Here is a 21774-nt window from a genome sequence, read left to right on the forward strand (position 1 = left end):
TTAAATAGAGCTTATTGCGAATAAATGCTCTTTTTCTTTTACCACAAATTGCTACACTCTTTGTAAGATAAGCATTCTAGACCATTTTGTCCCCCCGCAAGCTATTATTTAGCTTTTCTCGAACATATTTTGATATCACATCTGCGGTGATAGCTCCAAACGCTTTGTTTTTTAGCCTTTCTACTAAGGTACTTGTAAAGACTCCGCTATATGATTCCTCTGAACTAAGAGAAGAAGCCAGAATACAATAGCTGAAACTAGGAGAAAGCCGACTTAAAGCCGAACGTAAAACTTCATATTGAATAGCAAAACCACTATGGCAAGCGTCAATCCAAAGTACCAAATTATTTAAATGTTTGGCATCACCGATCAATTCGCTCAGGCGTTCAAAAGAGAGACCATATCTTTGTTGATCTAACTCTCCGTTCTTATTCAATAAAAGCTCTGAATCATACGTTCCTAAATATCCTTTGTACCTTTTTTGTTTCTTCGTATCCCCATCTAAAATCTGATAGCCATGACCAGAGAAATAAATTAAAACGTTTTTGTAGGCTGGCTGAGTCAACAACTCCTCTAGTTTTTGATCAAGAATTTCGCAGGTGATAGGTTGTTTTGTTAACGTAAACTGAGGCAAGACCTTATATTGACTATGATTTAACTCCAGCCATTCCATAACATCTCTAACATCTTCCGTAGGGGTCGCATCTCCTCCAAAATTCTTTAAGCGTTCATCTTGGTATTCGTCAATTCCGACTAAAAAGGCGACCCCTTTCTCTATCATATTTTAATCAACTCCTTAATTTTTGCCGCTCAACCCAACAAAACTAAATTCCGATCACCGCGCTCCACACTGCATGAGCTACTTCCGGCTCATCGATGGAGCTATGCGCCCCTCCCAAACCCGCATCTGGAGAAATTTTGCAAATATATTTACTTGCCTCTAGGTTATAAATCTTACCTGGCTCAAAGTGATACACGCGATCGCAAGGCAACATCTCAATATCACTGATTTCCAAGCCATCACCCTGAATTCCGAACGTTCCAATTCCCCCATACCTGGGTGGATCGCCAAAAGCTGGGTCGCTCATCACAATTCCACTAGCTAGGGGATATAGAGTGCCAATCGCACTATCATGCTCTGACCGAGTTGTGATGATGGGGCCTGCAACCTTGCCATCGGCAATAAACGGATAGAAGTAACCCGGCTTACCTTTGGCAACTGGAATGTCTGCACAGTATGACCAGAGAGATAGCGCCCCTTGAATCAACGATAGAGAGTTAACTGGACGAGGTAAAACGCCTTTCCCCTTCAGACCAGCCAGGGAGGCTGAAACAACAATACACCCAAAACTGTGACCAATTAGATGAAATCGGGTCTGTTCACCCGCCGCCAGCTGGAGTTGGCTAAGAAACTGAAAGCCTCCACGCTCACCAAACTGACGTGCCCGTGCTTTCATCTTCCAATAAGACAGCGATCTCAGTGGCGAAAATATACGACTGAGAATAAAACCATCTGACCCATCAAATGGAACAGAGTCCTCATCAATCTCAGTTTCTTTGTAGATCGTTTCAGGATCAAAAGGTTCACGGTCATTACCGGGTGCTGCTGCTTCGCCCTCGCTACCAAGTGCTGCTTCCTGATTCAAAACTTGGTAAGCTTCAACCGTCTCACCCGATAGTCGCTCTGGAGCCACATCTTCTAGTGCCTCTGTGACAATAGTCCTTAAAGCATTCCGTGCGGGTTCGGTATCGGCAATTCGCTCTGCATATTCCGAGACGATTGACTCAACAACCGCTTCCTCTGTTTTAGCCGTTAAAGTTTCATTTCCCCAGGGCAAACTGGGCCAGTGTAACCCAATGAGTAAAGGCTTGAAGTTCGGTCGCACTTGTTTCAGCTTCTCAATGTCAGCCGTATTTGCTGCCATTGCCGTAATCCATTTTGTGTACTGATTCCGTGCCGCAGGGATATCTCCTAGCCAACCGTGGCTGATAAAGAACACATCAGTGATTGGTTCGTTTGCCAACACCTGAATCAGTGTCTGACTCATCTTCGTGCCATCCGCTTCGTCCCGTTCGTTACCTAAAGCATCAAAGTTAACCAGATAGTAATGTAGCGAGGTACCAGGGACTAATTCAAATGGCATACTTATAAATTCCTCAAAATCAAATCATTAGCTTGAGTTGTGTACCCTACTTTTACACAAATAAATCATCATATCAACACCGTAAATATACGTACAATTTTATTTTTAACGTACAAAATTACCAGTATCTTTATTACTGCGCTGCGTTTATACCTTCTGGTGACTGGAGTCCAATGCAAAAGTAAATTGGCTTTGAGAGGTTAGGCGAGTGCCCCATGCTATAGGCATCAAATAGAGTGCGATCGCACTCAAGTGCAAAGCTGAACCAACAGCTTGAGTATCTAAGAGATGCGATCGCCTTCAAGAGATTTTTTATAGCTATAAGTAGACGGAAGCTAAGTTTGAGTTTGACCTCTTAAACCGCCTCACTAATTGACCTCTAGTTTTATGACTGCTTAGAAAGGTTTTTTAAATGATTTAAACGGAAATATATTGCCTGAAAAGCACACAGGACTATGGTTTGAAAAATTCTACAACTTTTTTATATTTTTACAACAATTTTAGAGGAATAATTCGGTTCAACAATTCATAAAACTATTGAACAATAACCTCTAAGTAAGTACAGTTGTACCAAGTAAAAGTGCGATCGCTTCCAGAGGTTATTTTTATGGTTAGGGGCAGAAGCGAATGGACATAAGCAAAATATAAGCGATACATAAAAAAAGGTCGCGGTCGAGGAAGTGGTAAAGATTATAAACATTGGCTTAAAATCTAAGATTTTCCCTCAAAAGGCTGCGTGACAACAGTAATCAGGCTCTGATAAGACTAATGCCAAACTTTTTTAACCATAAATCCTTATTTATACTAAAATTCTAAAACTTTAATTCCAGACTAAAATTCCTGAACAATATCTCGCCCAATTCCTGAAAATCTGACCCAAACAACTGGGATATAGTAATCTTCGCCTTCTCGCACACAGGAATAATCAACTTCACCAAATGATAAGGTTGACTTTGATTTGTTGTTGAGGCTATCCTCAACGATTCCATGATTCCCCCTAAATCTCCCAATAGCTTCAAATCCTTTCCAATTGCTTGTTCAAACACGAACCACATTAATTGTAATTTTCGGGTTAGTTCGATTGGGATAGGTTTATATACTAATTGGGGAGTAAGTGCAATTAATTCGCTAATTCCTTGAATATTAACTCGATATTTCTCTATTTCTTCTTGGCCTTTAATTTCCTGTCCTAACCACCCGTAACAACTAGAACAAAATCCCGCAGGTGAAAACTTAGTCATTACAGGTAAACGTGAACCACAATCAGGACATTCTTGGATTAATCGCTGTTTGTGAATCAAACAAAATTCTACATCCTTAAATGACCATAATAACGGTTCATAGATAGTTTTGTTCTCCTGCTTCCACTCCTCCCAACAACAAGGACACCAAGCGCGATAGTTGCGAAATAAGCCCTTGTCATAAATCATTCCTTTCCAGCTTAAAAGGGTCAAAAAGCGTAAATCCTGACGCATTGTTAACTCTTCTAAGACAGTGACTAACTTTGCTGTCATTTCTCGCATTCCGTTGATAGTCGGTTTAGCGTCGCTATTTCCCAATAGGTGACTCAGATTTTTTGCCAATAGCTCAGATTTATCCTCATCTTTGAGGATAAGTGGCGCAATTTCTCCCATAACGAGCTTTTGAGTGGTTAAACAATGCGCCTGCGCCAAACGATGAAGATAGCTACTAAGACTTTCTGCGTAGGGAGTTCCCACCGCCACAGGTTCAAGAGAAAATAACCGACTTCGTTGCGGTATTTCTGGAGATTTTAGGTTCCAATGTTCTAAGTAAATAGTCATACCTCTTGGATTAACCTAAACGCTGGCACTTTAGTTGTAAAAACCAAATTTCAAGAATTAGTTTCTAATTCACTCTTAACCTCAATGCCGTAATTAACAAAGAGATCGGAGACAGATATCTCCAAAGCTGCGGCTAACTTAACAATATTTTTTAACGAAGGGTTACGCTCTCCGTTTTCGATACCTGAGATGTAGTTGCGATGAAGCCCTGACTTTTCAGCCAGTTCTTCTTGGGATAAATCTAGCTCTCGCCTTCGCCGCCTAATTGCTTTGCCAAAGCGGTACTCAATACTGAAGTGTTTCTGTGTCACAAAACAATACTGAACCAGTATCGTCATTAAATCCATCTACTATCAGTGGATTTTTGCACACTATAAGTGTTATAAAGTTAAGTATCATGGCATCAGATAAGCAAGTTGCTAACTTTATGGTCTTATTTTCATAGAGAAATAAAATCAAGCGCAAAGTGCTTACTAAGGACTATATGAAAGAGCAATTGGAACAATGGGTTGCTCGCCTTCAAATATCCGAGGCAGGGCAAAAAATTATTGAGAAAGTTTGCTCATCTGAGCCATCCCGTCGCGTAGGTGGCGGTAGTAAGAATGTTTCGGGACGCTACCCTAGCCGCAAGATGGGAGTCACAATTCAATTTGAGTCTCATCGGGTTGAACTGCCAATTATCTATCAGTTAGAACACGATGACGATGTTCTAGAATTCTACGATCAACCACCGCAAATTAAACTTGACTATCAAGCAAGTAACGGACGTAGATTAGGCGTTTTACACACCCCAGATTTCTTTGTCATCCGAACCAATTCGGCTGGTTGGGAAGAGTGTAAAACTGAGCAGGATTTAAAAAAACTAGCCCAGAAAAACCCCAATCGTTACTTTTACTCTCAAGAAGATAATCAATGGCATTGCCCGCCTGGGGAAGTCTATGCTGACCAATTTGGGCTTTATTACCGCATTCGTTCAGATCGGGAAATCAATTGGGTTGTGCAACGTAATCTGCAATTTTTAGAAGATTATTATCGCTCAGAATTTCTAGTAGTGGAAGAAGCGATCGCTCAATCATTACTTGCAACTGTGTCATCTCAACCAGGAATAACTTTAGCAGAAGTACTCAATCGGTCAACAGAAGCTAAATCTGACGATATCTACACCTTAATTGCTCAAGAGCGAATCTATTTTGATTTAAATGCTACACCACTTGCGGAACCAGAAAGATGCCTAATCTTTCGTGACGAACAAACTGCTAGTGCTTATAGGTTAATGGTTGAGCAGCCAAGTGTAAATCTTCCGGCTATCTCTCCTGTAATCAATATTGCCACTGGAACGCTTGTTAGTTGGGACGGCAAAGGTTTAAATATCATTCATGTTGGAGAAACAGAGGTTATACTTGGCGCAGAAAATAATCAGTTAATTGAACTCAAAAAAGTTGTATTTGAGAATCTGGTTCGTCAAGGAAAAATCACCAGTCTCCAAACACCAGAAAAAACAGCTATTAGCACAGAATCTTGGCAGCGATTTTATCAAGCTAGTCCAGAAGACCAAGCAGAAGCCCTTGAACGCTACAAAGCTATCGAACCTTACTTAAACGGACATCCCCCAGAAAACAAAACAATACCAGCCCGTACCATTCGTGACTGGAAAGCTAAATATCTAACTGCAATTCAAAAATACGGTTGCGGCTACATTGGGCTTTTGTCCCATCGCAGTGTCAAAGGTAATCGTCAGCGCAAACTGCCCGAAGACACCTTAGCAATTATGGAGAAATTTATTTTAGAAGACTATGAAACGCTTAAACAAAAAAGAATGTGGGAGGTTTACGGGGCTTTAGTTCGAGCTTGCGAACAATCTGGTGTAATTACTCCGAGTTACAAAGCATTTACTAAAGAAGTAAAATGCCGTACTGGTTACGAACAGACTAAAAAACGCCAAGGTCGCCGTGCCGCGTATCAACATGAATCCTTCTATTGGGAACTTACCCAAACTACCCCAAGACACGGCGATCGCCCCTTTGAAATTGGACATATCGACCATACCCAGTTAGATGTAGAGCTAGTTTGCTCTCGTACAGGTCGCAATCTTGGCAGACCTTGGGCAACATTTCTTGTAGACACTTACTCACGGCGATTGCTGGCAGTTTACCTAACGTTTGACTCACCCTCATATCGTTCTTGCTTAATGGTGCTAAGAATTTGTGTCAAGCGTCACGGTAGACTTCCCCAAATTGTAGTCGTAGATAACGGTACTGAATTTCATAGCGTTTACTTTGAAACACTACTAGCTACTTTTGAATGTACAAAAAAGCAAAGACCGCCAGCTAAGGCTCGTTTTGGGTCGGTCTGCGAACGTCTATTTGGAACTTCAAACACTCAATTTGTCCATAACTTACTAGGTAATACGCAAATAACTCGTAATGTGCGCCAAGTCACCAAGTCCGTTAACCCTAAAAATCAAGCTGTATGGACACTTGGTTTACTTTATGAATATCTTTGTGCTTGGGCTTACGAAGTTTATGATACAGACGAACATCCAGCACTATTCCAAAGTCCGAGGGATGCGTTTGCAGCGGGTATGGCGATTGGTGGCAGTCGGGTTCACCGCATGATTCCTTACGATGAAAACTTCCAGATTCTTACGCTACCTACCACCTCAGAGGGAAAAGCAAAAGTTCAAGTTGGACGCGGCGTAAAAATTAACTACATCTACTACTGGTCTAATAGTTTCCGCGATCCCCAAATTGAAAATACCTCTGTGCAGATAAGATATGACCCGTTTAATATTGGTATCGCTTACGCCTTTGTTCGAGGACAGTGGGTACAGTGTACCTCTCAATATTATGTAGAACTCCAAGGTCGTTCAGAAAAAGAACTGAAGTTAGCTAGTACCGAGTTACGCAAACGCTCCTCAAATCATGCACAACAATCTCAAGTTTCAGCTAAGAATCTAGCAGAATTTTTAGCATCGGTAGAAGCTCAAGAAGCTCTATTAGAACAGCGTTCCTATGATACAGAAGCTAAGGAAGTCTTCAGGGTAATTGAGGGCAAAAAAGCGACAACAAGCCGTAACGAACAACCAAAACTTATTCAAGTTCCTTTTGAAAATACTGAGACTCAAGTAGCTAAATATGAAGCGATCGTCCCAGAAACACTTGTAGTATATGAGGACTTTTAATTATGACAATACTTGATGCATTTCCTCTTGAACTCCTCACGCAACCAGCTACAGAAAGGCTTGCTTACTTTAAGGAGAAAACCGTAGCGCATCCTCGGCTTCAAGAAGTCAATGAAATTCTCATGCGAACAATTGCTGAACCCGCAGGAGCCTCATTTATCTTTGTTTATGGCCCTAGCGGTATCGGTAAAACAACTTTGCGACTCCGTGTTGAGCAGAAATTAACAGAACTAGCATTAGCTAAACTGGAAAGCGATCGCGGTCGTGTTCCTGCTGTTGGTATTGAAGCTATGGCCCCAGAATCGAGATACTTCAACTGGAAAGAATACTACACACGCGCCTTAATCGCCTTAGAAGAACCCTTAATAGATTACAAGTTTGATTACGGTGTGCGTGGTATCTCTCGCGATAATTTTGGCAAAATTAATGTTGAGTCGAAAGTAGTTGCACCTGCTCTACGCAGAGCTTTAGAAAATGCTCTCATCCATCGTCATCCAGACGTATTTTTTGTAGATGAAGCACAACATTTTGGTAAGGTAGCAAGCGGATACAAGCTACAAGATCAATTAGACTGTCTCAAATCTTTAGCAAATATGACAGGCATCTTGCACTGTCTATTAGGAACATACGAACTACTTACATTCCGTAATTTGAGCGGTCAACTCTCACGTCGTAGTGTTGATATTCATTTCCGCCGTTATTGTGCTGACAATCCAGAGGATGTACAGGCTTTTAAAAGTGTATTGTTAACTTTCCAACAGCATATGCCACTAGCAGAAACTCCAGATTTAGTTAGCCATTGGGAATATTTTTATGAACGTACTTTAGGATGTGTTGGCATACTGAAAGATTGGCTGAGGCGCGTTCTTAAAGATGCCCTGGCTCGAGAAGCAACAACAATCACTGTTAAAGACTTACAAAAATGTGAGTTGTCGGTTGCTCAGTGTCAGAAAATGTTCAAAGACATTCAAGAAGGCGAACGACAATTATCTGAAACAGAACAAGATGTTCAAGACTTACGCTCTGCATTAGGACTTGGCGAAAAACCAATTGTGCTACCCGAAGAAACCCCAAAAACTAGTCGTCCGCCAGGAAAGGTTGGCAAACGCAAACCTAAAAGAGATCCCATTGGAGTGCCGCAAGATGTTAACTAATGAACTAACAACATACGAATATTGGGACTTAAAAAAGGTTGCTATTCCATCTCGGAGTCATTTGTATCAATTAGAGCCTGTTGGTCTAAGAACACCAATGGTAGAAAGCCTTACAGGATATATAGAAAGATTAGCTGAGGCTCATTGTGTACCTCCAGAGGTATTAATTTCACGAACAATTACACCATTGCTAAAACAAATATTTTTGAAATCTCGAACTAGTAGAGATTTACGTTCTCTTTTCGACCGTGCCACAGCTATAAATGGTACAGGAGATATAGCAATAGATTTAGTACAAGCACTTCAAAACCTAACGCTTATAGAAGATTTGCACTTGCTGACCCTGCTATTTTGGGCTGAAGTCATTCCCACGCGAAATTTGTTTCGTACCCAAAGTGCTTGGTGTGCTTTATGTTATGAAGAATGGCGTTTGACTAAGCAAGTAATTTATAAACCATTAATTTGGAATATAAATTCAGTAAAAGCATGTCATTTACACAAAATATATCTGTGTTTCCAATGTCCTCACTGTCAGCAGGAATTTCCGCTACTAAGTTGGCGATCGCAACCAGGTTACTGTTCCAAGTGTGGTGGTTGGCTTGGTATGAAACTTGCTGCCAAGTCATCCTCAGAATATATGGATTGCTTAACTGTCTCTCAAGAAGAATTACAATGGCAAACTTGGATAGTAGAAGTTATTGGAGAATTAATTTCTTCTACCCTATCTTTTAATTTTCCACCAGCAAAAGAAGAAATTGCCAAATCTTTGAGTCTGGTCATAGATATAGTAACTGATGGAAATGTAGCAGAGTTTGCCCGTTTGATGGAAATCCCAAAAAATACTTTATGGATGTGGCAAACAGGTAAAGCTTTACCAGTGCTTGATATGCTTCTCAAAATTTGTTATTGCTTAGAAATATCCCTGCTAGATTTGCTAAAACCAGAACAACTTGCTGCTAAATCTTTTAAGAAAATCTCACACAAAACTATTCGGCGATCGGCCGCACAGAGAGTATCTCCAAAACTTTTCGAGGCTAATCAAGTACAAGATGCTTTGTTAGCAATCCTTGAAAGCAACAACGAGCCACCACCGACAATGGAAGAAGTAGCTACAAGCCTGGGATATAATAGGCGAACAATTTTCAGGCATTTTCCAGATTTATGCCGTGCTATTTCTGCCAAATACCTTAGTTATGGTAAAGCATGTCACAAAGAAAAGATACAGCAGTCTTGCAGAGAAGTTAAGCAGATTGTGCTTAAGTTGCATCATCAAGGAGAATACCCTTCAGAAGCTCGTGTGTCTGAAATAATGGCTCATCCTGGATATCTCCGTTACAAACAGGTTCGTGCTGCTTTAAATGAAACACGGCGTGAAATTGGAGTGTAAAGCTATTAAACTTAAAAAGGTAGACTTAGTTAGCCTCTTTCTCTACAGATGGAAAATTGGAAGCATAACTTTGCCGCCCTTTATTGGAACCATAAGCTTGCCATTGCGGCAAAGTTATGGGTAAAGTCACAAAAATAATTAGTCACTGTACAAATAAACAATGGACGTAACTGGATTCGAACCAGTGACCTCTACGATGTCAACGTAGCGCTCTAACCAACTGAGCTATACGTCCTTAACCACACAATTATCTAAATTAGCATATTTATCTAATATAAGTCAATAAAAAACTCAGTATTTATAAATCATCTGTTAGTTGTTTTCTTCTAGCAGTAGCTAAATCAGCAGCTAATTGGATTGCGGCTTTCATACTTGTAGAGTCAGCAATACCCTTACCTGCAATATCAAATGCTGTGCCGTGGTCGGGTGAGGTACGGACAAATGGCAAACCAATGGAAGTGTTAACGGCTCGGTCAAATGCCATCAGTTTCACGGGAATCAGGCCTTGGTCGTGGTAAAGTGCCAGATAAGCATCGGCTGAATTATTTACAGGAGAGTTACCATACCAAGCTTGACCAGGTTTGACCCACATTGTATCTGGTGGTATCGGCCCAGCTAATTGCAATTGTGGGTGCTTTTGCTGTTCCTCCTTTAACCACGGAATGAACCAATCTAATTCTTCGGTTCCTAACTGTCCCTGTTCGCCACTGTGGGGATTTAAACCTGCGATCGCAATTCTCGCTTCAAAAATGCCAAAATCTTGCTGTAAACACTCTACTAATAAATCTAGTTTTTTGGTTAACAATTCCGGTGTAAGTGCTTCTGGAACTTGGCGTAAAGGAATATGGGTAGTAGCTAACAGTGTGCGGAGTGTCCAACCAGTATAGGGCGATCGCGCCACAAATAACATCCCAAATCTTTCCACACCAGATTTTTGCGCTAAAAGTTCCGTCTGTCCGGGATAGTTATAACCTGCGGCTTTCCAAGCAGACTTAGCGATGGGGCCTGTGACGATAGCATCAAATTTACCAGCTAGTGTTTGGGCGATCGCATATTCCATATAAGCGAAACTCGCACTACCACTAGCTGCATTACCTGTACCTATCACAATCTCATCCACAATATTCTGACCTAATGGCACATCAATCACATTTAAAATATCTGGATTTGCCAAAGGTGCTAAATTACCGCCTAAATTCAACTGTTCATAAATCTGCGCCAGCAAATCCCGATTTCCAATCACAGTAATATCATAGTGTTGACTCAATTCTGGGTCTGCCAAAGCTTTGAGAATTACTTCTGGCCCAATTCCTGCGGGGTCTCCCAAAGTCACTGCTAAACGTGGAGTATGTTCTGTTTGGTTGTGATTGATTGGATACATAGAATCAGCACAGTTGGAAATAGAGATTAGAGGCTAGGGGCTAGATAAAAGAAATTTTTTAGCTATATTGCCAACTTTAATAGATGAACGGCCACCTTGAAAAATTACTACAGAAAAATCATCCAGTCTGAGTCTGCGTCAATCGCGCCTTTGATTAACCTGATCCCTCAATGCTAGGGATTGTCCATCAAACTAGTTTAGAATTATTTACACAGGTCTAATTCAACCGTAGTTGTTGAGTAGCGCAAGTAGATCTCACATCTATTCCAGGCTATCTGGGGTAATTAACTGTGTAGCAGGACTGGCAAAAATTAGATTTGAGCAAACAAGTCTAACGTCAGCACACAGCCTGAGAAACAGAATTCTAAGGTTTAAACCATTAGAATTATTACAAACCATACACAAAGGAGAGTCATCCCAATGGGCGGCGAAATTTTTAGTACAGCTTTTCTGGCTTTTAGTTTAATCTTTGTTGGCTGGGCTATAGGGGCTTTATTGCTGAAAATCCAGGGTGCAGAAGAATAATTTCTCTGGAGTCTGAAAAAATAGCGTGTCCGAACCACGGACAACGCTGTTTCTTTATTTTCTGAATATTAATAAACTTCTGAGAAGAGTGTAAACTTTTGTTTACGGATATAATTCTGTTAAGATTCATTTCATAAAACTTTAAGATTTAATACAACCCTCATGACATTACTAATCGTCGGTGCCACTGGCACCTTAGGAAGACAAGTGGCTCGTCGTGCTATCGATGAGGGGTATAAAGTACGCTGTCTTGTCCGGAGTACTAAAAAAGCTGCTTTCTTAAAAGAGTGGGGTGCAGAACTAGTCGTCGGAGATTTGTGTTACCCTCAAACCCTCCCAGGTGCATTAGAAGGAGTAACCGCAATTATTGATGCAGCTACTTCTCGTGCTACCGATTCCTTAACTATCAAACAGGTAGACTGGGAAGGCCAAGTAGCTTTAATTCAAGCTGCAAAAGCTGCGGGTGTAGAACGTTTTATCTTCTTTTCTATAATTGATGCCGATAAATACCCAGAAGTACCGTTGATGGAAATCAAGCGGTGTACAGAACTTTTCTTAGCTGAATCTGGGTTAAATTACACCATCTTACGTTTAGCAGGATTCATGCAAGGGTTAATTGGTCAATATGGCATACCTATTTTAGAAGGGCAACCAGTTTGGGTAACTGGTGAGTCATCTCCTATTGCCTATATGGATACTCAAGACATAGCTAAATTTGCCGTGCGGGCTTTGAGTGTGCCAGAAACAGAAAAACAAGCTTTTCCCGTAGTTGGGACTCGTGCTTGGAGTGCAGAAGAAATTATTAACTTGTGTGAACGCTTATCTGGCAAAGATGCCAAAGTCACACGGATGCCGTTAAACCTATTGCGTACAGTACGCGGATTTGTCCGCTTCTTCCAGTGGGGGTGGAATGTCGCAGACAGACTAGCATTTACAGAAGTTTTGGCTAGTGGCAGACCTTTAAATGGCCCAATGGATGAAGTATATAAAGTCTTTGGCTTAGATCCAAAAGAAACAACTACCCTGGAAAGCTACTTACAAGAGTACTTCAATAGGATTATGAAAAAACTTAAGGAGCTAAACTACGAGAAAACCAAGACCAAAAAGCAAAAAAATAAAAGGTCTCCCTTTAAAAATGTCAATAGTCAATAGTCAATAGTCAGCTGAAGTATAAAATTACCTCAGCCATCAAGTAATGGGGCATATACCAAAAAATTTTTTATACTTCATATTTTTTGGTCAATGGTCAAAATTTCTAACAATGCCGATTTTGTTCCCAGAAGCTAGACTTTAGACCATTGACTTTTGACTTTTGACTAAAATATGTAACGATTACATAGTACAAAGCATCTGCAAAACTTGGATATTTGAATGTGCCGAAAGCAGGCATTATCTACAATGATGTAAAACCGATAGCGAGTCGCGTCGCTATCGAACTTAAAGACAAACTCACCGCAGCCGGTTGGGATGTATGTGTCACAACTAGTATCGGTGGCATACTGGGCTACTCAAATCCAGAAAGCCCTGTATGTCATACCCCCATTGAAGGTTTAACACCGCCTGGTTTTGACTCAGATATGGAGTTTGCGGTGGTACTAGGGGGAGATGGCACTGTTTTAGCAGCTTCTCGTCAGGTTGCCTCCAGTGGTATACCACTGTTAACGGTGAATACTGGCCATATGGGGTTTTTAACAGAAACTTACCTCAATCAACTGCCCCAAGCCATTGAACAAGCAATGACAGGGCAGTATGAAATCGAAGAACGGGCAATGCTGACCGTGAAGGTATTGCGAGGGGAGTCGGTATTATGGGAAGCCCTATGCTTAAACGAAATGGTGTTGCATCGGGAACCGTTAACCAGTATGTGCCATTTTGAAATTGCCATAGGTCGTCATGCAGCAGTGGATATTGCTGCTGATGGGGTAATTGTTTCTACACCTACTGGTTCTACGGCTTATTCACTTAGTGCTGGTGGCCCAGTAGTTACGCCTGGAGTACCTGTTTTACAATTAGTACCGATTTGTCCGCACTCCTTAGCGTCTAGGGCTTTGGTGTTTCCAGACACAGAAACAGTCAGCGTCTACCCTGTGAATATTCCGCGTTTGGTGATGGTTGTAGATGGTAATGCAGGATGTTACGTCTTCCCAGAAGATCGGGTATATTTAGAGCGATCGCAATATAGTGTCCGATTTATTCGCCTGCAACCACCAGAGTTTTTCCGCATCTTACGAGAAAAACTTGGATGGGGTCTACCGCACATAGCCAAACCGACCTCAGTGGAGTTACCTTAATGCTTAGTCAATAGTCAAGTAGTCAAAATTGTTTCTTGTGTTTTTTTCCGAATTTCTACTTTAAAAATGGAATTGGGAAACAGCAAGTATAGTGTTTTTCATTTTGCTGCTCTTGACTATTGACTATTGACTCATCATATGTGGCTTACTTATGACAATTGCTCACAGTCCCTGTGTTTTAGTAATTGAAACAGATGAGAGTCTAGCAAATCAGCTATCTTGTGATTTGCAAGAAGCAGGTTATGACTCAATTTTGGCTCACGATGCCGCTACTGGGTTGCAACACTGTCGTGATTTGCAGCCTGCTTTAATAGTTTTAGACCGGATGCTAGCGGGAGAATCGGGACTTTCATTATGTAAAAATTTGAGAAGTGCGGGTCTGCGTTCTCCTGTGCTGGTATTAATGGCCAGAGATACAGTTGACGACCGTGTAGCCTGTCTAGAAGCCGGAGCCGATGACTACATTCTCAAACCTTATCGCTCAGAAGAATTTTTAAAATTAATTCGGATATATTTAAAACCTGATATTGATACTACAGAGCAGTTACGCTTTGGAGAATTAGTTTTAGACATATCAACCCGTCGTGCCATTCACAACGGACGGGTGATTGATTTGACAATGAAAGAATTTGAGTTATTAAAATTTTTAATGGAACATCCTCGTGAAGTTTTAACTCGTGAACAAATACTAGAAAATGTCTGGGGTTACGATTTTATGGGTGAGTCGAATGTTATAGAAGTATACATTCGTTACCTCCGCTTAAAAATTGAAGATGAAGGTCAAAAGCGGCTAATTCAAACAGTGCGCGGTGTAGGTTATGTTTTGCGAGAGTCTTAAAGCCTAAACCTGACAGTGCCACTCAAAAACTCCTATTCTTCAACAGGGTAGGAGTTTTAATTTTGAATATGTCTATCTACCTCCGTTACCAAAAGAACACTAAAAGAAGTGGGCTTTCTGCAATAAATTCTGTAAAATCAAAATTTAAATAATAAAATGGCAAATTTTATGATAAGTTGGCTAAGTTTACTCCCAGTAGTGTTGAGTCTGTTACTGATGGGGTGTTCTACGCAAACAACTGCTAAAACCCCCGCAAATACACAAACTGCCCCAGTTCAAGCCCCAGCCAACCTCGGTCAAACACTACCAATTTCGGCTAAGGCTGTTGTTCCTAACGGTACAACAATTGACTTGGAAGTAGCACTGACTCCAGAACAACAAGCAAAAGGTTTGATGTATCGACCGGCTTTACCAAATAATCGCGGTATGTTATTCAAGTTCCCTTCGGCACAGCCTGTTCAGTTTTGGATGAAGAATGTACCTGTAGCTTTAGATATGGTGTTTTTACAAAATGGAGTAGTGAAGTATATTGAGGCGGCTGCCCCTCCTTGTGCCAGTGAACCCTGCTCTACTTATGGCCCTAATGTACCAATCGATACTGTTATTGAGTTACGTGCAGGAAGAGCCAGCGAATTAAAGTTACAGCCAGGTAATAAGGTAAAAATCAAATTTTTAGCTAACAGTAATTTACGCAAATAAAAGCTAAATGCCTTGTACAGTTAGCTATACAAGGTTTCAATGCATATATTTTTTGTAAAAAAAACTGTTAAGTAAAGATGAAATAACAAATTGTATCTAAAGCATCTAATATGATGACAAAGATAGTAAAGAATACTACTTAAGAGGTAAAATAACAATTTAAAAGATTCATGGCGAAAAATCCTCCTTTTGACGTAAGTGTAAATAGTAGTTCATAGGAGAGCATTAGCAATGGAATCTTTGTTACTCAATGTGTAATTAAATAAAACACTGAAGCAACTTCAGGATGAAACCAATTTAACTTGCAGGACGTGCTACTAGAAAACTGAGCAAACCGATGATTATCAAGCTGAAATTTCCCAGTTTTCTCGAAAAAAGCGTTCTATTTGCGGAATCTCAAGCAATATTTTGGGATCATAATCCGGTAATTGCACAGTCACAGATGAAGTAGTAGCTGCGGACAAAATGAGAAATGGTAAATCCATATATGACGACTATACATACTAGACAAGGAGGTGAGTTACAAATGTCATCATCTACATATTCACGTTTGATTCATTTTTTGCAGGAAGATTTGTCAATTTCGGCAGCATCTCTTGCAGTCGCTTTACGGCATCGGGAACAAGATCCTGGGCCTTTGCCGATGATTCTTTGGCAGTATGGTTTGATTACTATGGAACAGTTAGAGCAAATTTACGACTGGCTAGAGACTGTAGTATAGATATAAAAGCTCATGCAGGATAATTGATGTATGCCACATCCACTCTGTCTGGTGCCTAAGTTAAGAGATAGAAAAATTGTTTTTTGCCAATCTAACTATTTAAATACAATTTAAAAGAGCGAGTTATAAACAGTGATTTAACTCGCTCTTTGATTTTGGCTATGTGTCTCAAGTTTTAATTGATGACTTATGACCCAATACCTTTCGGCTAAAGGGGAAAGGGGAAGGGGAAAAAGTAGAATAAAACCTTTAACCCTTACCCTTTAACCTTTTCCCAACACCAGATTACAAGTTAAAAATGCTTAACCGAACAGTATTGACTTCTGACCAATAATTAAGCACTACTGAGCCAATACTCTGGCTGCTGCCGCTACACCAGCACCGGGGGTAAAGTTTTCGTAACCTAGTTCTAGCAACACAACTTCTAGAGATGCTATGCAGCTAAGGATATCGCGATCGCTGACAAAGCCCAAGTGACCAATCCGGAAAATTTTATTTTTCAGATGGTCTTGACCACCAGCTAAGGCAATATCAAAACGCTTGTTCATCAACGAGCGAATTTTATCCGCTTCAATACCTACTGGTGCTACTGCTGTAATTGCTGGACTAGCACAGTTATCTGCGGCAAACAATGGCAAATTCAACCCTTTAATAGCAGCGCGAGTAGCATTCTTTTGGCGTTCATGTCGCCCAAAGATGGACTCTAAACCTTCTTCTTTCATCATCCCCAAGGTGGTATGCAGTGCCACAATTAAATTGACAGGGGGGGTGAAAGGTGTGGTATTTTTGTCGGCAGATTTTTTGTATTTGCCTAAATCTAGATAATATTTCGGCAATTTAGCTGTTTTGTATGCTTCCCAAGCTTTATTGCTCACAGAAACAAAACCTAACCCTGGGGGAATCATGTATCCTTTTTGAGAACCAGAAGCTACTACATCTAGTCCCCAAGCATCCACAGGCAAATTAAATGCGCCTAAACTAGTCACCGCATCCACAATAATTAGCGCTTGACCATGTTCTTTCACGTGGCGGTTGATAGTTTCTAAGTCATTGAGAACACCAGTTGATGTTTCACTATGGGTAATAATGACGGCTTTGATTTCTTTGGCGGTGTCTGCTTGTAGTTTTTCGGCAAACTGCGCTGGGTCTAAAGGTTTACCCCATTCCGCAGTAATGGTTTCGACATTTAAACCATAGGCTTGGCCGACTTCTGCCCAACGTTCACCAAATTTACCATTACAGCCAACCAAAATGCGATCGCCTGGAGAAAGAAAGTTAACTATCCCCGCCTCGACTGCACCTGTACCGCTAACATTCAGCATCAGTACATCATTTTCAGTTTGGTGCAACCATTTCAGATTGGCAAACACTTCTGCCAGTAAATTACTAAATTCACTGGTACGGTGGCCAATAGGGTGCTTGGCTAAAGCTAGTAAAGCCGCTTCTGGCACCGGGGTGGGGCCAGGAATCATCAGCATCAGCTTATCTTGCATATGTTTGTCCTAGTAAGCAAATAAAAGTTAAAAGTTTGCGGGATGGTTAATTCTAGAGCAAAAACTATACATAGTCATATGCACATACAGTTTAATTTAGCTCCAGTATTTTTTGTATTCTTTAAATCCATAGAAATTGTTGGTCAGCTTGACCTTTACAATTTGAGAACTCTAGATAACCTAATCTTCTTTAAGGAAATTCCACCAGACGCATCAATCTTCGCATCTGATATGTATAAGCTTATTTTCAGCTAACAACAAGGAGACATCTAAGTTTATTACCCAGTTTGTTTAAGTTTTATAGCGGCGATTCTCTAGAATCTCACAAATTGGGGTACAGGTACAATGAATTATCAAATTTTTGTAGAGACGTAGCATTGCTACGTCTCTACTGGTGTAATCACTTATTTTCCCCAAATTAAATCTAAACGCTCTTGTGCTTTTTTCAAAGCTCCTTGGGGAGATTCACCTAACAATGTAGCTTCAATTGCTCGGCCAAGACTATCAGATAAACGACTATAACCAGCTAAAGTAGGTCTTGCACGTGCCACAGGCATTTGCTCTAAAAACACTTTCATCCAAGGTTTTTGGTTAATGTATTGCTGATAAGCTGTACTTTGGGCAGCTTTTAGATTCACTGGTAAAAATCCTGTACCAATTGCCCATTCGGTTTGAAATTCTTCACTTAAAACATACTCTAAAAACTTGAGTGCAGCTTTCTCTTTCTCTGGCGTGGTTTTCATCACATAAAAATTGCCTGTACCTGTGACTGTTGCTGGACGAACATCATTAGGAATAGGAAAAACTTGATAATCAACGTTAGATTTAGTGATATAAGTCCAAGGCCCGGTAATTTGCATCGCTACCCGACCCCCAATAAAAGCATCTTCTTCATAGCCACGTTCTGGAGGAGAAAGAGTAGCTGAACCATCTTTTAACAAGTCTTGCCAAAACTGTAAAGCATGAACCGTTTGAGGGTTATTTAAGTTGGGTTGGCCATTAGTGACAACCTCACCACCAGCACTCAATAAAAAGGGAAACCAACTAAAAACAGTCCATTCTCCCTTACCCAAAGGGAGCAACATCCCATACTGTTCTGGCCTTTTGTCACCATTGCGGTCTAAAGTCAATTTTTTGGCTACTTGTCGCAATTCTGCCCAAGTTTTGGGTGTATCTGTAATACCCGCAGCTTTAAAAAGTTTGGGGCGGTAAAAAATGCCTATATTACTCGTATACAGTGGTAATGACCATAAATGTCCATCTAATGTTAATTCTTCTAACAGGTTAGGGCTAATTTCTGATTTAAGAGGTGATTGGTCTAGCCAACCTTCTAAAGGTCGAATTGCCCCTAGTTCCACAAACTGACCAGTAACTTGTGGGTAAAAGGAGAGAATATCTGGCGGTACTTTACCGACAACTGCTGTTAAAATCTTTGGCAGTTGTTGATCGAGTTGACCAGCATAGATAGACTCCACCTGTACATCAGTATGAGTCTGGTTGAATTTATCTACCAATTTTTGAAATACATCACGATTTACAGGAGGATTAATAGCGTGCCATAGTGTCAGATGAATAACGTGGTTATCTTGCTGTACAGTCCTCTGGCAACTCGATAAAAATATCACACATCCACTTAATATAGTGAGCAAAATCGCCAGTTGGCTTGTGGAATAAAGAAATCGGCGAATGAATTTCATAAATGGTGATAAAAAAATAATAGGTTTCATAGTTGGTGTGTAGTCAGATTCAACAAATGTATTATTGCAAACAGTATTGATCTATTTGTAAATTACTGATATTTCTGTAAGTTTGAGCTATAGCTATTAGCTAATTTTTACTATTTGTAGAGAATTAAAAATTTAAGTATTTAGAAATATTATTAATATGCTAAGTATTCATAAAAATCTTATGCATAAGTAAAAAATATAGCGCATATAGTAACATAATAACTGCTAAGTTAATTTTATAAGATAGTTTATGCCAAATTTTCCTACCCCTAGCTTTTTGGACAATTATTTGCAAAACTCGTTTTATTTGAAGCAACATCTCCAAGAATTTTTAAATTTAGAGCCAGAGATTCTCGATAATAAATTAATAAACAAACGTGAGGAGATTCAAGATTTAGGACACAAAGATTTTGACTGGGAACAAGTCAATGCTTTTTATAGTGAAAAGGTTGGGGAACTTTATTTATTTGAACTTGGTGCATGGCATTTAGAAAGTCATGAATACATTGGAGATACTTTAAGATTAATTGCCGACCATGCCCAAGGTATAGTTTTAGATTTTGGTGGTGGAATTGGCACTCATACAATTGGGGCTGCAATGTCGCCCAACGTAAAGCAAGTAATTTATTGCGATCTGAATCCTGTTAACCTTGATTTTGTAAAGTATCGAGCTAAAAAAATGGGATTATTACACAAAATAACTTGTTATCAAAAAATGCCAGCCCAAGAACAAGAAGTATTTGATACTATTTTATGTTTTGATGTTTTAGAACATTTACCAGAGCCTAGTCAGCAGTTATTAAAATTTCATCAAGCTTTGACGGCTCAGGGAAAAATTATTATGAATTGGTATTTTTTTAAAGGTTTCAACTATGAGTTTCCCTTCCATTTAGACGATCCAAAAGTTATTGATCGCTTCTTTGGGACACTGCAAAATAAACTATTAGAAGTATTTCATCCTTATCTGATTACAGCCCGTTGCTACCGTAAGCATAATTAACAGCAGGGAAATAGCTTGTAGCTTGATTAATTTCATTCAAAAAATCAATGGCAGACAAATCACACAAAATATTAATTATGTCCACACCAGTTGGTGCGATCGGTAGTGGATTGGGAGGCGGGGTAGAATTAAATGTATTAAATTTCGCCAAAGAACTACAGCGAAGAGGACACCAAATAGAGATTGTGGCTCCACAGGGTTCGGTTTGTTCTTTACCGATTACAGAAATTCCGGGCGCAATCCAAATACCGGCCCAAAATCAGTTGCGGGTTGACCCGGTTTTAATACCCTGTAATTCTGTGTTGGCGAATATGTGGGATTATGCCCGGCAAGCGCAAGCAAATTATGATGTGATTTTGAATTTTGCTTATGACTGGTTGCCTTTGTATTTAACGTCTTTTTTTAACTGTCCGATCGCTCATTTCATCAGTATGAGTTCATTGACAGATGCAATGGATAGAGTTATTGAAAAGGTAGCGAATGAGTTTCCTGGTAGCGTTGCTGTTCAAGGCAAAGTTCAGGCAGATACTTTTACATTTGCTGAGAAATTTGTTTATGTCCGTAATTGCGTAGATGTATCTGCTTATCAGTTCTGTAGTCAACCTAGTAATTCTTTAGCTTGGATAGGCAGGATAGCATCAGAAAAAGGTTTAGAGGATGCAGTCGCTGCTTCTCAAATTACAGGTATTTCTCTGAAGATTTTTGGACTGTTGCAAGATACAGCTTATTGGCAACAAATTCATCAACAATATCCTGAAGCTCCAATAGAATATATGGGATTTTTGCCGACCTATGAGCTACAACAGCACTTAGGTAAGTGTAGAGCTTTATTAGCAACGCCCCGATGGATCGATGCTTACCCAACAGTCGCCTTAGAAGCAATGGCTTGTGGAGTACCAGTAATAGCTTATCGCCGAGGTGGATTAGCTGAAATTGTAGAGGATGGTAACACAGGTTTTTTAGTAGAACCCGATCGCGTTCCAGGTTTAGTAGAAGCTATTCATCGTCTTGATAAAATCGATCGCCTAGCTTGTCGTCAGCGTGCAGAAGATGAGTATTCTTTAGAAGCTATGGGCGATCGCTTAGAAAAATGGTTTGCTGACATTTTGAGCCATCAGAGCAAATAAGCTGTCAGCATTAATCAGGAGCAACCACTCTCTCCGCGATATGATGGTTGAGCGACCAACGGTGATCCACAGGCATAGAAGAAACCTGACAAATTTGTTCTAGCCGTTTTTGTTGGACTGCGGCTTTGCGGAGAGTAATAATTAGCTGATTTACCTGATTTCGTAAATCTGGATTCTGATTGACTGCTAACATAGTTTGTCTTTCTAAAAGTTGCAGTATCAGCTCGTAGTGAATGGGTGACGGCAGAGGAATTTGCTCCATGTGGCTTAATATTGCAGATGTATAATTTGTATTCATCAAAAT

Annotated in this window: 20 protein-coding genes and 1 tRNA gene; 11 read left to right on the forward strand and 10 right to left on the reverse strand. The window is 40.2% G+C overall.

Annotated features, from left to right (window positions below):
* Positions 1–76: 76 nt before the first annotated feature.
* From H6G76_RS18875 to H6G76_RS18890, 4 genes are all read right to left on the reverse strand, one after another.
* On the reverse strand, positions 77–781 hold the full coding sequence (locus H6G76_RS18875; protein ID WP_190703838.1) for a caspase family protein: 705 nt from the start codon (positions 779–781) through the stop codon (positions 77–79).
* Between the two features lie 43 nt (positions 782–824).
* Positions 825–2144: a hypothetical protein gene (locus H6G76_RS18880; RefSeq protein WP_190703841.1), complete on the reverse strand. Its 1320-nt coding sequence runs from the start codon at positions 2142–2144 to the stop codon at positions 825–827.
* A gap of 812 nt (positions 2145–2956) precedes the next feature.
* Positions 2957–3946 (reverse strand): TniQ family protein, encoded by a 990-nt coding sequence (locus H6G76_RS18885; RefSeq protein WP_190703844.1) that lies wholly within the window; start codon positions 3944–3946, stop codon positions 2957–2959.
* Positions 3947–3996: 50 nt separating this feature from the next.
* On the reverse strand, positions 3997–4284 hold the full coding sequence (locus tag H6G76_RS18890; RefSeq protein WP_190703847.1) for a helix-turn-helix domain-containing protein: 288 nt from the start codon (positions 4282–4284) through the stop codon (positions 3997–3999).
* Positions 4285–4430: 146 nt separating this feature from the next.
* On the opposite strand from H6G76_RS18890, the gene H6G76_RS18895 reads away from it, so the two are divergent.
* The 3 genes from H6G76_RS18895 to H6G76_RS18905 are packed head-to-tail and all read left to right on the forward strand — an operon-like array spanning position 4431 to position 9668.
* Positions 4431–7127 carry a TnsA endonuclease N-terminal domain-containing protein gene (locus H6G76_RS18895; protein ID WP_190703849.1) on the forward strand — a complete coding sequence of 899 codons (2697 nt, stop codon included), beginning with the start codon at positions 4431–4433 and terminating at the stop codon, positions 7125–7127.
* Positions 7128–7129: 2 nt separating this feature from the next.
* Positions 7130–8281 (forward strand): ATP-binding protein, encoded by a 1152-nt coding sequence (locus tag H6G76_RS18900; RefSeq protein WP_190703852.1) that lies wholly within the window; start codon positions 7130–7132, stop codon positions 8279–8281.
* Entirely contained in the window at positions 8271–9668 is a 1398-nt protein-coding gene (locus H6G76_RS18905) for a TniQ family protein (protein WP_190703855.1), read from the forward strand. Before H6G76_RS18900 ends, H6G76_RS18905 begins: the two co-directional genes overlap by 11 nt.
* 161 nt (positions 9669–9829) lie before the next feature.
* On the opposite strand, the gene H6G76_RS18910 is transcribed toward H6G76_RS18905, so the two are convergent.
* Both H6G76_RS18910 and pdxA read right to left on the reverse strand, forming a co-directional pair.
* Positions 9830–9903 (reverse strand) — tRNA-Val (locus tag H6G76_RS18910).
* Between the two features lie 63 nt (positions 9904–9966).
* On the reverse strand, positions 9967–11049 hold the full coding sequence (pdxA, locus tag H6G76_RS18915) for a 4-hydroxythreonine-4-phosphate dehydrogenase PdxA (RefSeq protein ID WP_190703858.1): 1083 nt from the start codon (positions 11047–11049) through the stop codon (positions 9967–9969).
* Between the two features lie 420 nt (positions 11050–11469).
* Here pdxA and H6G76_RS18920 point away from each other — a divergent pair, with 420 nt between their 5' ends.
* From H6G76_RS18920 to H6G76_RS18940, 5 genes are all read left to right on the forward strand, one after another.
* Positions 11470–11574 (forward strand): PetM family cytochrome b6-f complex subunit 7, encoded by a 105-nt coding sequence (locus H6G76_RS18920; protein WP_190703862.1) that lies wholly within the window; start codon positions 11470–11472, stop codon positions 11572–11574.
* 162 nt (positions 11575–11736) lie between these two features.
* Entirely contained in the window at positions 11737–12726 is a 990-nt protein-coding gene (locus H6G76_RS18925) for an SDR family oxidoreductase (protein WP_190703865.1), read from the forward strand.
* Between the two features lie 221 nt (positions 12727–12947).
* Positions 12948–13865 (forward strand): NAD(+) kinase, encoded by a 918-nt coding sequence (locus H6G76_RS18930; RefSeq protein WP_190703868.1) that lies wholly within the window; start codon positions 12948–12950, stop codon positions 13863–13865.
* A 151-nt stretch (positions 13866–14016) separates the two neighbouring features.
* On the forward strand, positions 14017–14703 hold the full coding sequence (gene nblR, locus H6G76_RS18935; protein ID WP_190703871.1) for a response regulator transcription factor NblR: 687 nt from the start codon (positions 14017–14019) through the stop codon (positions 14701–14703).
* A gap of 168 nt (positions 14704–14871) precedes the next feature.
* Complete coding sequence (locus tag H6G76_RS18940; protein WP_190703874.1) at positions 14872–15402, forward strand: DUF192 domain-containing protein; 531 nt, start codon at positions 14872–14874, stop codon at positions 15400–15402.
* Positions 15403–15746: 344 nt separating this feature from the next.
* On the opposite strand, the gene H6G76_RS18945 is transcribed toward H6G76_RS18940, so the two are convergent.
* Complete coding sequence (locus tag H6G76_RS18945) at positions 15747–15887, reverse strand: hypothetical protein (RefSeq protein ID WP_190704028.1); 141 nt, start codon at positions 15885–15887, stop codon at positions 15747–15749.
* 41 nt (positions 15888–15928) lie between these two features.
* Between H6G76_RS18945 and H6G76_RS18950 the strand changes: the two genes are divergently transcribed.
* The gene (locus tag H6G76_RS18950) at positions 15929–16123 is read left to right on the forward strand and encodes a DUF2949 domain-containing protein (protein WP_313934797.1); all 195 of its coding nucleotides are present in this window, start codon (positions 15929–15931) and stop codon (positions 16121–16123) included.
* A 341-nt stretch (positions 16124–16464) separates the two neighbouring features.
* On the opposite strand, the gene H6G76_RS18955 is transcribed toward H6G76_RS18950, so the two are convergent.
* Entirely contained in the window at positions 16465–17616 is a 1152-nt protein-coding gene (locus tag H6G76_RS18955) for an alanine--glyoxylate aminotransferase family protein (protein ID WP_190703879.1), read from the reverse strand.
* 404 nt (positions 17617–18020) lie between these two features.
* The gene (locus tag H6G76_RS18960; protein WP_397333607.1) at positions 18021–19313 is read right to left on the reverse strand and encodes an ABC transporter substrate-binding protein; all 1293 of its coding nucleotides are present in this window, start codon (positions 19311–19313) and stop codon (positions 18021–18023) included.
* Positions 19314–19593: 280 nt separating this feature from the next.
* Between H6G76_RS18960 and H6G76_RS18965 the strand changes: the two genes are divergently transcribed.
* Both H6G76_RS18965 and H6G76_RS18970 read left to right on the forward strand, forming a co-directional pair.
* The gene (locus H6G76_RS18965) at positions 19594–20343 is read left to right on the forward strand and encodes a bifunctional 2-polyprenyl-6-hydroxyphenol methylase/3-demethylubiquinol 3-O-methyltransferase UbiG (protein WP_190703883.1); all 750 of its coding nucleotides are present in this window, start codon (positions 19594–19596) and stop codon (positions 20341–20343) included.
* A gap of 47 nt (positions 20344–20390) precedes the next feature.
* Entirely contained in the window at positions 20391–21470 is a 1080-nt protein-coding gene (locus H6G76_RS18970; RefSeq protein WP_190703885.1) for a glycosyltransferase family 4 protein, read from the forward strand.
* A gap of 10 nt (positions 21471–21480) precedes the next feature.
* Here the strand turns inward: H6G76_RS18970 and H6G76_RS18975 are convergent, their stop codons facing one another.
* On the reverse strand, positions 21481–21732 hold the full coding sequence (locus H6G76_RS18975; RefSeq protein ID WP_190704014.1) for a DUF5340 domain-containing protein: 252 nt from the start codon (positions 21730–21732) through the stop codon (positions 21481–21483).
* Between the last annotated feature and the right edge of the window lie 42 nt (positions 21733–21774).

This window comes from Nostoc sp. FACHB-152 (genome assembly GCF_014697475.1).
Classification (GTDB): domain Bacteria; phylum Cyanobacteriota; class Cyanobacteriia; order Cyanobacteriales; family Nostocaceae; genus Nostoc_B.